11 protein-coding genes are annotated in these 13,342 nt (G+C 70.9%); 8 read left to right on the top strand and 3 right to left on the bottom strand.

From position 1 onward, the window contains the following. Positions 1–30 precede the first annotated feature (30 nt). The gene (locus tag LDL48_RS16360) at positions 31–1,116 is read right to left on the bottom strand and encodes a glycosyltransferase family 2 protein (RefSeq protein ID WP_225255988.1); all 1,086 of its coding nucleotides are present in this window, start codon (positions 1,114–1,116) and stop codon (positions 31–33) included. A 189-nt stretch (positions 1,117–1,305) separates the two neighbouring features. Between LDL48_RS16360 and LDL48_RS16355 the strand changes: the two genes are divergently transcribed. Further along, positions 1,306–3,645, top strand: a complete 2,340-nt coding sequence (locus LDL48_RS16355) for a putative bifunctional diguanylate cyclase/phosphodiesterase (protein WP_225255987.1) — start codon at positions 1,306–1,308, stop codon at positions 3,643–3,645. Between the two features lie 77 nt (positions 3,646–3,722). Further along, positions 3,723–3,896, top strand: coding sequence for a CsbD family protein (locus LDL48_RS16350; RefSeq protein WP_225255986.1), 174 nt, complete (start codon positions 3,723–3,725; stop codon positions 3,894–3,896). Positions 3,897–3,954: 58 nt separating this feature from the next. On the opposite strand, the gene LDL48_RS16345 is transcribed toward LDL48_RS16350, so the two are convergent. Further along, on the bottom strand, positions 3,955–6,195 hold the full coding sequence (locus LDL48_RS16345; protein WP_225255985.1) for a putative bifunctional diguanylate cyclase/phosphodiesterase: 2,241 nt from the start codon (positions 6,193–6,195) through the stop codon (positions 3,955–3,957). A 267-nt stretch (positions 6,196–6,462) separates the two neighbouring features. Further along, positions 6,463–6,663: a hypothetical protein gene (locus LDL48_RS44530; RefSeq protein ID WP_225256208.1), complete on the bottom strand. Its 201-nt coding sequence runs from the start codon at positions 6,661–6,663 to the stop codon at positions 6,463–6,465. Here LDL48_RS44530 and LDL48_RS16335 point away from each other — a divergent pair. The 6 genes from LDL48_RS16335 (at position 6,589) to LDL48_RS16310 (ending at position 13,117) form a co-directional block, all read left to right on the top strand. Beyond that, positions 6,589–7,287, top strand: coding sequence for a DeoR/GlpR family DNA-binding transcription regulator (locus LDL48_RS16335; protein WP_225255984.1), 699 nt, complete (start codon positions 6,589–6,591; stop codon positions 7,285–7,287). The genes LDL48_RS44530 and LDL48_RS16335 overlap by 75 nt on opposite strands. 77 nt (positions 7,288–7,364) lie before the next feature. Then, positions 7,365–8,732 (top strand): ABC transporter substrate-binding protein, encoded by a 1,368-nt coding sequence (locus LDL48_RS16330; RefSeq protein ID WP_225255983.1) that lies wholly within the window; start codon positions 7,365–7,367, stop codon positions 8,730–8,732. A gap of 53 nt (positions 8,733–8,785) precedes the next feature. After that, positions 8,786–9,715, top strand: a complete 930-nt coding sequence (locus LDL48_RS16325; protein WP_225255982.1) for a carbohydrate ABC transporter permease — start codon at positions 8,786–8,788, stop codon at positions 9,713–9,715. Beyond that, complete coding sequence (locus tag LDL48_RS16320) at positions 9,712–10,527, top strand: carbohydrate ABC transporter permease (RefSeq protein ID WP_225255981.1); 816 nt, start codon at positions 9,712–9,714, stop codon at positions 10,525–10,527. The genes LDL48_RS16325 and LDL48_RS16320 overlap by 4 nt, the downstream gene beginning before the upstream one ends. After that, entirely contained in the window at positions 10,524–11,513 is a 990-nt protein-coding gene (locus LDL48_RS16315) for a zinc-dependent alcohol dehydrogenase family protein (RefSeq protein ID WP_225255980.1), read from the top strand. Before LDL48_RS16320 ends, LDL48_RS16315 begins: the two co-directional genes overlap by 4 nt. A gap of 77 nt (positions 11,514–11,590) precedes the next feature. Continuing rightward, complete coding sequence (locus tag LDL48_RS16310) at positions 11,591–13,117, top strand: APC family permease (RefSeq protein ID WP_225255979.1); 1,527 nt, start codon at positions 11,591–11,593, stop codon at positions 13,115–13,117. Positions 13,118–13,342 lie beyond the last annotated feature (225 nt).

The raw sequence follows: 13,342 nt of genomic DNA, 5'->3' as shown, positions 1-13,342 counted from the left end.
GAGCAACCTTTCGCGTTCGGGACAGACGCGTCACCGTGCGGATGTCGCCCGGGTCGACGGTTGCGGTGCGGGCGGAGCCAGGGACACCGCGGCTGACGAGTCGGCGTTGATAGTAGCCGGAATCCGCCTCGCGTCCGCCGTGCGACCCGTGTGCCGGTGCACGCCGCGCAGGATCGCGTACAGCGGATAGCTGTTCAGCGCGACCAGCCGGTGCTTGAGCCCGGACACCCCGCCCGGCGGCCGGTGACCGGCCGGGCGGTGCCGGCGGTACAGCGCGGCCAGCCGGCCGAAGAACTCGCGGCGGTCCCGGGGCAGCACCCGGGTGTCGTTCCCGATCACCACGAGTAGGTGGTTGATCATCAGGGTGAACAGGGCGGCGCGCAGCCAGGGCTCCGGTTCCCGGGCGGCGACCCAGGTGAGCAGGTGCTCGTACTGGTCGAAGGCCTCGAAGTGGCGCCGGCTGCGGGTGGTGGTGATCGCGCCGGGCCGGCCGACCCGGTAGTGGTAGCAGACCTGGTCGAGCACCGCGACGCGCCTCGCGGCGATCAGGACCGGGTGGCTGAACGGCACGTCCTCGTACCAGCCGGGGCGGAACTCCAGGCCGATGGCGTCCAGGTGGCCGCGCCGGATCACCCGGTTCCACGCGGTGTGCTGGATGCCGAGCAGGCGCTCCCGGGTGGCCGGGCCGCGCAGCAGGTGGCTGCTGGCGTCCACCTCGGCCCGGCCGTCGGAGTGCATCCGCAGGTGGTCCACCAGCAGGACGTCCGGGTGTTCGGCACGCAGCTTGGCCAGCACCGCGCGGACCGCGCCGGCCGGGAGCCAGTCGTCGCCGTCGACGAACCAGACGTACTCGCCGTGTGCCGCGGCCAGCCCGGCGTTGCGGGCCAGCCCCAGGCCGACGTTCCGCGGCAGGTGGACGACGTGCAGGTCACCGTGCCGGGCGGCGTACCGGTCCAGCATCGCGCCGCAGGCGTCCGGCGAGGCGTCGTCGACCGCGACCACCTCCACCGCCGCGTTCTCCGCGTCGGTGAGGCCGGCGCGGATCGACTCGAGACACTGGTGGAGGTGGCCCTCGACCGCGTGCACGGGCACGACGACGGTGAGCAGAACAGTCATTCGATCACCGTTGATGCCGAAGGTGACCGGCGGGCGAACCGCAGTTGGCCGGAAAGGGGTCGGCCGACCAACCCTCGCGGTGGCCGGCATTCGCGGATGACCGATCCGCGACCCGGCCACGGCGGAATCCTCACACCGGGCGGGCAGCGGCCGATCTGGTGCACGCGAAACCGTCGGAAGGGTTGCGTAATGGGTGCTACGCAGGTGCTCCAGGCTGTCACCGGGCTGCCGGGGCGGGTGCGCGGTGCCGGGCCCCTGCTCGGCGCCTCCGGGCTGCTGGCCGTCGTCGCCGCGGGCTGGTTCGCGGTCAACGCGGTCCGCCCGGTCGGTCCGCCGGGGCTGCTCTGGCTTCCCGCGCCGGTCTCCGCCGTACTGCTCATCGCGGTCCTCTGGCGCACGTCGCGGTTCGCCGCGCTGCCGCCACCGATCCGGCGGTTCTGGCGGCATCTGGCGGTGGTGGCGACGCTGGTCGGCGTCGGCTGCACCCTCCAGGCCGTCCGTGTGGTGCGCGATCCGGACGCGGGTGGTGCCCAGTCGTCGCCGGCCGAGCTGCTGGTCAACGGCGCCGCGGTGCTGGTGATCGTGTACGCGCTCTACCGCCTCCCGTTCGCCCGGCAGAGCTCCGGCGACCTGTTCCGGATGGTCCTGGACGCCGGCACGGTGATGCTGGCCACCGCCGTGTTCACCTGGCACTTCCACACCCGCGGGCTGACCGGGGTGGAGGGCGACCGTGGCGCGCTGACGGTCTCCCTGGTGGTCACCGCGCTGGCCCTGGTCGCCGTGTTCGCGCTGGCCAAGGTGTTGTTCTCGGGGTACACCTTCATCGACGGCACGGGCCTGCGGCTGATCGGCCTGGCCATGATCGTCGGCGTGATGACCCCGCTCCTGCAGCGCGCCTGGCACGCCGACGGCCGGCTGAACATGGTGCAGGTCGGCATGCCGGCGGTGTTCTTCCTGTCCGCCTGGGCCGGCGAGCGGCAGCGGATCGCGCCGCCCGTGCCGCGCCGGGGAGCGGCCCATCCGCCCCGGCGCACGTTCAGCGTTCTGCCGTTCCTCGCCGTGGCGGCGGTCGACGGACTGCTGGTGTTCGTGTCCTGGGTCCAGCACGAGGACCAGCCGGTGGTGGTCGGCGCCGCGGTGGCGGTGACCGCTCTGGTGGCGCTGCGGCAGACCACCGCGCTGCGGGACAACGCCCGGCTGCTGGCCCGGCTGGACCACGGCGCGAACCACGACGGGCTGACCGGGCTGCCGAACCGGGTGTACTTCCACACCCGCCTGGCCCGGGTGCTGACCGCGCCGGTGCCGCGCCCGGTGGCGGTGGCCCTGATCGACCTGGACGACTTCAAGGAGGTCAACGACACGCTCGGCCACGAGGTCGGCGACCAGCTGCTGGTCGCCGTCGCGGAGCGGTTGAGCACCTGCGTGCGGGCCGAGGACACGGTGGCCCGGCTCGGCGGCGACGAGTTCGTGGTGGTGCTGGACGGCACCGATCCGGCCGTCGCCGACCTCGCCACCGGCCGGATGATGGAGGCGCTCCGCCGGCCGGTGCTGATCGACGGCCACGAGCTGCCTATCCGGGCCAGCATCGGCATCGCCGACGGCCGCACCGGCGACCAGGCGAGCATGCTGCTGCGCCGGGCGGACATCGCGATGTACGCCGCCAAGAAGGTGCCCGGTACCGCGTCGGTGCACTACGACGACACCATGGCCACGGTCACCACGGACCACGCGCACCTCGGCGCCGAGCTGCGCGCGGCGCTCCAGTCCGAGCAGCTGTTCCTGCTCTACCAGCCGGTCGTCGCGCTCGACGACGGGCGGGTCCGCGGCGCCGAGGCGCTGGTCCGCTGGGTGCACCCGGTGCACGGCACGCTGCCGCCGGACGCGTTCCTGCCGCAGGCGGAGCGGACCGGCCTGATCGTCCCGCTGAGCCGGTGGGTGCTGCGTACCGCGCTGCGACAGATGGCGGCGTGGCGGGCCGAACACGGTGCCGACGCGCCGGGCGTGCTCAATGTCAACGTCTCGGCCCGCGACCTGCGCGAGCCCGACTTCGCCGACGGCGTGAAGGCGCTGCTCGACGAGTACGGCCTCGCGGCCGACCAGATCACTCTGGAGATCACCGAGACGATGGCGCTGGAGCCCGGTACGTCGGTGGACAACCTGCACCGGCTGCGCGGGTACGGCGTCCGGGTCTCGCTGGACGACTTCGGCACCGGGCACTCCACGCTCACGTTGCTGCACGACTGCCCGATCGACGAGATCAAGCTGGACCGGGCGTTCACCCAGGCCCAGGTCGACGGCCGGGTACCGGTCGCCGCCGCGGTGATCCACCTCGCCCAGGCGCTGGGCCTGCACGCGGTGGCCGAGGGCGTGGAGACGGCCGAGCAGGCCGAGCTGCTGCTCTCCCTCGGTTACGTCGCGGCGCAGGGCTACTACTTCGCCCGCCCGATGCCGGCCGCCGAGTTCGGGGCCCTGCTCGGCGGGGACGCGCGGCCGGCGCTGGGCCCGGCCGAGTGGCAGATGTCGGCCTGAGGATTGCATCCCCGCGGACCGGGTATCTCCTCGGGGCGGGCACGTTGACGTGCCCCTACGTATCGCTGGAGGTACCGATGGCTTTCGACGACAAGGTCGGCAACAAGTCCGAGGAAATTGGCGGCAAGGTCAAGGAGGGCGTCGGCCGGGCGACCGACGACGAGCAGCTCGAGGCGGAGGGCAAGACCGACCAGACCACCTCCAACCTCAAGCAGGCCGGCGAGAAGATCAAGGACGCCTTCAAGCACTGACCCCCACGGGTACGCACGGAAGCCGCGGCCGGCCGGCCGCGGCTTCTCGCGTCGGACCTCAGGTCGAGGGGAAGAGCAGCTCGTCCATGGCCGGCCCGGGCAGCGGCTCGGCGAAGTAGTAACCCTGTCCCAGCTCGCAGTTGCCGTCGGCCAGCTCGTTCAGCTGCTCGATGTCCTCGATGCCCTCGGCGACCGTGGACAGCTGCAGCGCCTGGCCGAGCTGGATGATGCCGAGCGTCAGCGCGGCGGCGGCGAGGTCGTCGCCGACGTCGTCCACGAACGACTTGTCGATCTTTAGGATGTCCACCGGGAACCGGCGCAGGTACGCCAGCGACGAGTACCCGGTGCCGAAGTCGTCGATCGCCAGCCGGACGCCGAGCGCCTTGAGCCGCTCCAACTGCGCCAGCGTGCCCGGGCGGTGATCCACCACCAGCGACTCGGTCAACTCGATGACCAGGCTGGCCGCCGGCAGGCCACTGTCGGCCAGCGCGGACTCCACCAGCGCGGGCAGATCGCCCTGGTCCAGCTGCACGGCGGACAGGTTCACGCTGACCGACAGCGGCTGATCGGTCCGGCGCTCGTTCCACCGGGCGGTCTGCCGGCAGGCCTCGCGCAGCACCCATTCGCCGATCGGCACGATCAGGCCGGTCTCCTCGGCGAGCGGGATGAACTCCAGCGGCGGGACGAGTCCGCGCTCCGGGTGCTGCCAGCGGACCAGCGCCTCCAGGCCGGTGATCTCGCCGGTGCGCAGGTGCACGATGGGCTGGTAACGCAGCTCGAACTCGTGCCGGACCACCGCCCGGCGCAGGTCCGCCTCCATCGCGAGCCCGGCCTGGAACGACGCCTGCATCTCCGGTTCGAAGATCTCGTACCGGTCCTTCCCCTGCTTCTTCGCCTGGTACATGGCGAGGTCGGCGTGCACCATCAGCTCCGCCGCGTCGTACGTGCCGGCCTCGGCGAACGCGATGCCGATGCTGCAGCTGACGAACGTCTCCTTGCCGGCCAGGTCGAACGGCTCGCGCAACGCCTCGAGGATGCGCTCGGCGACCGGCACCACCTCCTCGACGCCGGCCACCCCGGGCACCAGCACGGCGAACTCGTCGCCGCCCAGCCGGGCCGCGGTGTCACCGCCCCGCAGGCAACCGGTGATCCGCTCAGCGACGCCGATCAGCAGCAGGTCACCGGTGGCGTGCCCGAGCGAGTCGTTGACCACCTTGAAGCGGTCCAGGTCGACGAAGAGCGACGCCACCCCGCCGGTGGGGGCGGTGGCGAACGCGTTCTCCATCCGCGTCTGGAACAGCGCCCGGCTGGCCAGCCCGGTCAGCGAGTCGTGGAACGCCTGGTTCATCGCCTCCAGCGTCTGCGCGTCGGTGAGTGCCAGGCTGACGTGCTCGGCGAAGACCGCGAGGATCTCCTGGGACTCCTTGTCCCATTCCCGCTGCGCCGCGTACGAGCCGACCACCAGGCTGCCGACCACGGCGCCGTTGGAGTGCACCGGCACCGCCATGGCGGACTTGAGGCTGGCCTTGGTCATCTCCGGCACCGCGATCGGCGAGTTCCCGTAGTCCTCCACGAACACCAGTTCGTCGCCCAGGATGGCGAGTCCACTGACCCCGCCGGCGACCAGCGGAATCCGCTTGAGCCGGGCCAGCACCTCGGGCGCCACGCCGCTGCACGCCACCATGCTGCCCAGGCTGGGGTCGTCCGTCTCGATCAGGTTGAGGCCGGCCATCTCGACGCCCAGCAGTTCCCGGGCCCCGGCCGTGACCGCCTGCAGGATCTGGTCCAGCGGGGCCCGGCGGGCGATCGCACGCTGGATCGCGGACAGCTGTTCGAGCAGGCGCTGGCGCTCCTTGAGCGAGCCGACCAGGCGGTCGTTCTCCTTGGCGTGCCGCCGTTCCGACTCGATCACGTGCAGCGCCTGCAGGCTCAGTTCCAGCACACCGGCCATGCCGCGGAGCAGGCAGACCTCCTCGGCGCTGAACGGGACACCCGCGCGGGCCAGCACCAGTGCGCCGGGGGAGTCCCCGGCGATCGTCGCGGAGGTCATCGCATGGGTACGCCCGTGCAGCTCGATCGTGGTGCGGCGGGCGCCGGCCGCCTCGGCCAGCTGGAAGGCGGGCACCCGGTCCGCGGGCAGGCCGACGGCGGCCGCCACGCCGTCGTCGAGGAGCAGGACGGCGATGTCCGCGTTCAGCGCGCGGGCGGCGCACTCCACCGCGGCGTGCCGGGCGGCCGGCCCGTCCGGCCGGTCGGCGAGGACCACCAGGAAGTCGGTCAACTCATCTGTGGCGGGCACGCCGGTCTCCATGCTGGAAGCGTCGGCCGATCCGGCGGTGATCTGAGGCGTTCCGGGTCGGGGGTGCGCCCGAACTCACATGACCGCCGTACCCGCTCTCACACGCCCGGGCATGATTCGGTCATGGGCTGCGGTCATTCGGGCACGACTTTCCTCCCAGTTCGTGCCGTCCTGATGGGTTCTGGTCGCGTCTGTCGGCGCGGGAAATCGGGCAAGGTTCCAACAAAGTTGCCTGGTCTGTGACGGAGCCCACAGGTTTCCCCGGTGTTACAAATGGTCCACGGCAGGCGCGGCACGAAATGCGACCGCCGTGGCGGCCGGAGGTGCGGATTGAATGCAGAGGAACGGCAACACCGGATCGTCGCCCTGGCGCGACGCCAAGGCGAAGTCGACGTGGCGAAACTCGCCGCCGAACTCGCCGTTTCGGCGGAAACGATCCGGCGTGATCTGCGCCTTCTGGAAAAGCACGGACTGCTCCGCCGCACACACGGCGGCGCGTACCCCGTGGAAACCGCGAAGTTCGAGACCGATCTGGCGATCCGGACCACCCGCGGGGTTCCGGAAAAGCGTCGGATCGCCGCGGCGGCGGTCGCACTCATCGGCGACGCGGAAACCATCTTCATCGACGAGGGATTCACTCCGCAACTGATCGCGGAGGCGCTGCCCACGGACCGCCCGCTCACCGTGGTGACCGCGTCGCTCAACACGGCGGCGTGGCTGTCCACCAACAGTCCGGCCACCGTGCTGCTGCTCGGCGGCCGGGTCCGCGGCCGCACGCTGGCCACGGTCGATCACTGGGCCAGCGGCATGCTCGCCGGATTCGTCCTCGACCTCGCCTTCGTGGGCGCCAACGGGATCTCCCGCGAGGTGGGGCTGACCACCCCCGATCCCGCGGTGGCGGACGTGAAGGCACACGCCGTGCGAGCCGCCCGCCGACGAATATTCGTCGGCATGCACACCAAATTCGGCGTACGGACTTTCTGCCGTTTCGCCGAGATTTCCGATTTCGAGTCACTGGTCACGGACACCGGTCTGCCGGCGTCCGAGGCGCACCGTTATTCCCGGCTCGGGCCGCAGGTGCTCCGGGTCTAAATCGCTCCGCATCCCCCACTGCCGGCAGGTACGTCGATGTCGGCCGGTTCCCGCATGTCCTAATCGGAGGAACTGCTGTGCAAAAACCAGGAAAGAAACTGTCCGTACTGTTGGCCGGCGCCACCGCCGGCGCACTTGTGCTGTCCGGTTGTTCCGGTGCCGGTTCGACCGGCGGTAGCGGCGAATCGGCGGACAACACCATCACCGCGCTGATGGTCGGCAACCCGCAGATGGAGGACATCCAGAAGCTGACCGCCGACACCTTCACCAAGCAGACCGGCATCACCGTGAAGTTCACGATCCTGCCGGAGAACGAACTGCGCGACAAGGTCACCCAGGACGTGGCGAACCAGGGCGGGCAGTACGACGTGGTCACCGTCGGCGCGTACGAGGTGCCGATCTGGTCGAAGAACAACTGGCTGCACGAACTCTCCACCCAGGCCGGCGCGGACACCGCCTACGACACCGGCGACCTGCTCAAGCCGATGGTGCAGTCGCTGACCGGCGAGGACGGGAAGATGTACGCGGCGCCGTTCTACGGCGAGTCCTCGTTCCTCATGTACAACAAGGAGATGTTCGAGGCCAAGGGCCTCACCATGCCGGAGAAGCCGACCTGGGCGCAGGTCGCGGACTTCGCGGCCAAGTTGGACGACAAGAAGGGCGGCGTGGCCGGCATCTGCCTGCGCGGCCTGCCCGGCTGGGGGGAACTCTTCGCGCCGCTGACCACGGTGGTCAACACGTACGGCGGCACCTGGTTCGACAAGGACTGGACGCCGAAGGTCAACGCGCCGGAGTTCCAGGAGGCCACCAAGTTCTACGTGGACCTGGTCCGCAAGCACGGGCAGTCCGGCGCGCCGCAGTCCGGCTTCACCGAGTGCCTGAACACGTTCGGCCAGGGCAAGGCCGCCATGTGGTACGACGCCACCAGCGCGGCCGGCACGCTGGAGGACCCGAAGGCCAGCAAGGTGGCCGGCAAGGTCGGATACGCGTACGCGCCGGTCAACAAGACCGAGTACTCCGGTTGGCTGTGGACGTGGGCGTGGGCCATGCCGAAGACCACCAAGAAGGCGGACGCCGCCTGGAAGTTCATCTCCTGGGCGACCAGCAAGGACTACGAGAAGCTGGTCGGCGAGAAGCTGGGCTGGTCCCGGGTGCCGTCCGGCAAGCGCACCTCGACGTACTCGATTCCCGAGTACAAGGAGTCGGCCAAGGCGTTCGCGGACATCACGCTCGGTTCGATCGAGAACGCGAACCCGCAGAACCCGGGAGTGCAACCGCGGCCCGCGCTGGGCGTGCAGTTCGTCGGCATCCCCGAGTTCGCGGACCTCGGCACCAAGGTGTCGCAGGAGGTCAGCGCGTCCCTGACCGGCAGCAAGACGGTCGACCAGGCGCTGAACGACGGTCAGAAACTCGCCGAAGACGTGGCGAAGAACTACCGGAAGTAGGGCCCGCGGGGGCGTCGCCGCGGCGACGCCCCCGCGCCACCGAAAGGCCAGACATGACCGACGTCATCGACCGGGCGGATCGGCGGACCGCGACACCCGTCCCCCCGGTCCGGAATCCCGCCAAGGAGCGCTGGGTCCGCCGGGCCCCGCTGCTGCCGGCCCTCATCTTCGCGATCGTGGTCACCCAGGTGCCGTTCCTGGTCACGATCTATCTGTCCACCCTGGACTGGAACGCCCTGCGCCCGGGGGCGCGGGAGTTCATCGGCGTGGACAACTACGTCACCGTCCTGACCGACAGCCGGCTCCGCGCCGCCCTGCTCAACACGATCTGGCTCACCGCCGGTGCGGTGATCTTCTCGATGATCCTCGGGCTCGCGCTCGCCGTCCTGCTGGACCGCAAGTTCTTCGGCCGGTCGATCGTGCGTACGCTGCTGATCACACCGTTCCTGGTGATGCCGATCGCGGCCGCCCTGCTCTGGAAGCACGCCCTCTACAACCCGGCGTACGGCCTGATCAACGGCCTGTTCGGCGGTTCGACCGACTGGGTGTCGAACTATCCGAAGGCCGCGGTCATCGCCACCCTGGTGTGGCAGTGGACGCCGTTCATGATGCTGATCCTGCTGGCCGGTCTGCAGTCGCAGTCCGAGGACGTCCTCGAGGCGGCCCGGGTGGACGGCGCCGGTGCCTGGCAGATCTTCCGCCGGATGACCCTGCCGCACCTGCGGCAGTACCTGGAGCTGGGCGCCCTGCTCGGATCCATCTACCTGGTCAACACGTTCGACGCGGTGTTCACCATCACCCAGGGCGGCCCCGGCGCGGCGACCACCAACCTGCCGTACGAGATCTACCTGACCACGTTCCGCAAGTTCGAGTACGGCGAGGCGGCCGCGGCCGGCGTGATCGTCGTGATCCTCACCATCATCGTGGCCACGTTCGCGCTCCGGGTGATCTCGAGCCTGTTCCGGATGGAGGAGGGCCGATGAGCAAACGCCTCAGCACCACCGTCTGGGGCACCGTCGCGTGGATCGCCGGGATCGCGTTCGTGTTCCCGGTGATCTGGATGGTGCTGACCAGCTTCAAGCAGGAACAGTCGGCCGCCAGCAACCCGCCGACCTGGTTCTTCACGCCCACGCTGGACCAGTACGCCCAGGTGTTCGACCGCAACATCATGCCGTTCCTGCTGAACTCGCTGATGGCCAGCATCTTCTCCACGCTCCTGGTGATCGTGCTGGCCACGCCGGCCGCCTACGCACTGTCGCTGCGGCCGGTGGCGAAGTGGACCGACGCGCTGTTCTTCTTCATCAGCACCAAGATGATGCCGCCGGTGGCCGCGCTGCTGCCGATCTACCTGCTGACCAAGCAACTCGGCATGCTGGACAACGTCTGGACGATGGTCGTCCTCTACACCTCGATGAACCTGCCGCTGGCGATCTGGATGATGCGCTCCTTCCTGCTCGAGGTGCCTCGCGAGGTGCTGGAGGCCGGCGAGGTGGACGGCGCCAGCCTGCTCACCTCGATCCGGAAGATCATCCTGCCGATCGTGTCGCCCGGTCTGGCCGCCACCGCGCTGATCTGCTTCATCTTCGCCTGGAACGAGTTCTTCCTGGCGGTCAACCTCACCGCCACGAACGCGGGCACCGCGCCGATCTTCCTGGTCGGCTTCATTTCCTCGGAAGGGCTGTTCCTGGCCCGGCTCTGCGCCGCCGCGACGATCGTCTCGCTGCCGGTGCTGGTGGCCGGCTGGATGGCGCAGAACAAGCTGGTCCGAGGCCTGTCGATGGGAGCCGTCAAGTGAAGGCAGCGGTCGTCGTCACCCCGGGCACGATCGAGATCCAGAACGTGCCCGATCCCACCCCGGGACCCACCGACGTGGTGGTCCGGCCCGCCGCGGTCGGCATCTGCGGCACCGACCTGCACATCATGGAGGGCGAGTTCGCTCCGGCCTTCCCGATCGTGCCCGGCCACGAGCTCGCCGGCGAGATCGTCGCGGTGGGTGCGGCGGTCACCGGGTACGCGGTCGGCGACCGGGTCGCGGTGGACCCGTCGCTCTACTGCGGGTACTGCTACTACTGCAAGCGGGCCCGCGGCAACCAGTGCGAGAACTGGGGCGCCATCGGGGTCACGGTCGGCGGCGGCGCCGCCGAGTACGTGGCCGCCCCGATGGCCAACCTGTACCGGCTGCCGGAGCACCTGCCGGCCGGCGACGCGGCGCTGATCGAGCCGCTGTCCTGCGCGGTCCGCGGGTTCGACGTGCTGCCCCGCGGCATGGCCGAGACGTACCTGATCTACGGGTCCGGCACCATGGGCCTGATGATGCTGGAGTTGGCCAAGCGGGCCGGCGCGGCCACCGTCTCCATGGTGGATCTCAATCCGGAACGGCTGGCCACCGCCAAGCAGCTCGGCTGCACCGCGGCGGTGACCAGCGCGGACGAGCTGGACGCGCCGCGCGGCTGGGACGTGGTGATCGACTGCACCGGGGTCGAGGCGGCGATCCGGGACGGGCTGGGCCGGGTCGGCCGGGGCGGCACGTTCCTGCAGTTCGGCGTCGCCAACTACGACGCCCGGGTGGCGATCGAGCCGTACGAGATCTACCGCCGGGAGATCACCATCACCGGCTCGATGGCGGTGCTGCACAGCTTCGACCGGGCCGGCGACCTGATGGCCGCCGGGGTGCTGGCACCGGACGTGTTCGTCAGCCACCGCTTCCCGCTCGCCTCGTACGCCGAGGCGCTGGAGCAGTTCCGGGCCGGCGTGGGCCGGAAGATCCTGATCGAGCCCTGACGATCTTCCTGTCACCATCGGTTAGATAGTCGTCACGTCGGGTTGTCAAAGCCCGGCGTGACGACTGAAATGAAGGCGTGGCCCCCCAGGATGCATCGACGTGGACGCTCGCCACCGGCCGTCTCGGCTCCCTGTCCCTGGTCCTGCTCGCCCTCGCCGCCACCACCCCGCTCACCGTGGTCACCACGGCCGTGCCGGCCGCACACGCCCGCGGCGAGACCGGCTTCGTCCCGGCCGGCTTCGTCGCGGTCGGCCTGATCGTGCTGTGCTTCGCCACCGGCTACGCGGCCATGTCCGGTCGCGGCCCGCACGCCGGCGCGCTCTACGCGTTCATCGCCCGTGGCCTCGGCCGCCCGGTCGGCGTCGGCGGCGCCTGGGTCGCGCTGATCGCCTACCACGCCCTGCAGATCGGCCTGTACGGCGCGGTCGGTGCCGCGGCCGCGCCGCTGCTGACCGCCTGGTTCGGGGCGGCCGCGCCCTGGTGGCTGGTGGCGGCGATCTGCTGGCTGGTGGTGGCGGTCTGCGGAACGGCCCGCGTCGACGTCGTCGCCGGCCTGCTCGGCCTGCTGGTCCTGGTGGAACTGGCGGTGATCGGCGGAGTGGCCGTCGCGAGCCTGCTGCACCCGTCGGACGGCCGGATCACCTGGGCCGGCATGGTGCCACCCGGCGGCCCGGCCGACCGGCCCGCCCTCGGCCTGCTGCTGGTGGCCGCCGCGTTCGCGTTCGTCGGCTTCGAGGCCACCGCGGCGTTCGGCGAGGAGGCGATCCGCCCGCGCCGGTCCGGCCGGTCCACGTACGCCGTCGTGCTCCTGCTCGCCGTGCTCTATCCGATCGCGTCCTGGGCGATGAGCGTGGCCGCCGGCCCGCAGGTCGCCGCGCTGGCCGCGGCCCGCGGCCCGGAGTTGTGGTTCGACCTGACCGGCGAACGGTTCGCGCCGTGGGCGGTGACACTGGGCCGGATGCTGGTGCTCACCGGCCTGCTCGCCGGGCTCGTCGCCCTGCACCACGTGATCGCCCGGTACGCGTTCGCGCTCAGCCGCGAGGGACTGCTGCCCCGGCCGCTCGGTCGCGCCCGCCGCCGGACGTCCGCCCCGCGCGCCGCGTCACTGACCCAGAGCACGATCGCCGCCGCCGCGATCGTCACGGCGGCCGTCCTGGACCCGGACCCGCCGACCGAGATGGTCCGCTGGCTCACCGTCACCGGCGCGCTCGGCATGTTCCTGCTGCTCACCGCCACCGCCCTGGCCACCCTGATCTTCCTCAACCGGTCACCGAGCGGCGAGAACGTGTGGGTACGGTTCCTCGCGCCCGGGCTCGCCACGGTGGGCCTGGGCGCGCTGGCCTACCTGGCGTTCGCCCAGCTGCCCACGCTGCTCGGCGTGCCCGGTCGGGCGCCGCTGGTCTGGATCGTGCCGGCCGGGTACGCCCTGGTGCTGCTCGCCGGGATGGGCTACGGCCACGGGTTGCGGAAGGCGCGACCGATCCGGTACGCCGGGATCGGACTGGGCGGCTCGGCCGTGGTGGGGACGCCGTCCGTACCCAAGCAGTCGGTGCCGAAGCAGCGGGCGCCCGGCGCGCACCGTCCCGAGCGGGTCAAGCGTTGACGGCGCCGTCGGTGTCCGGATGACCCGGTCCGTCACGGATGGCGGGGCCTGCGGGCGGCTCGGTGCTCGCCTCGAGGGTGACCGGCCGTGTGGAGTGTTGGTGCGGAGCGGACCACGCCGCCACACGCGCTGACGCGGCTCGAACAACGTGGAGAGCTAGGGCGAGCTGCACACCGCACCCCCACACATCCGTCCGGCCCGCGAGGGGTTGGCGGGGTGCGCGCC

Origin of the sequence: Jidongwangia harbinensis, assembly GCF_020216025.1 — a bacterium.
Taxonomy (GTDB): Bacteria; Actinomycetota; Actinomycetes; order Mycobacteriales; family Micromonosporaceae; genus Actinoplanes; species Actinoplanes harbinensis.
Note: the sequence above shows the minus strand (reverse complement) of the source record. Positions and strands in the feature narration are given on the sequence as shown.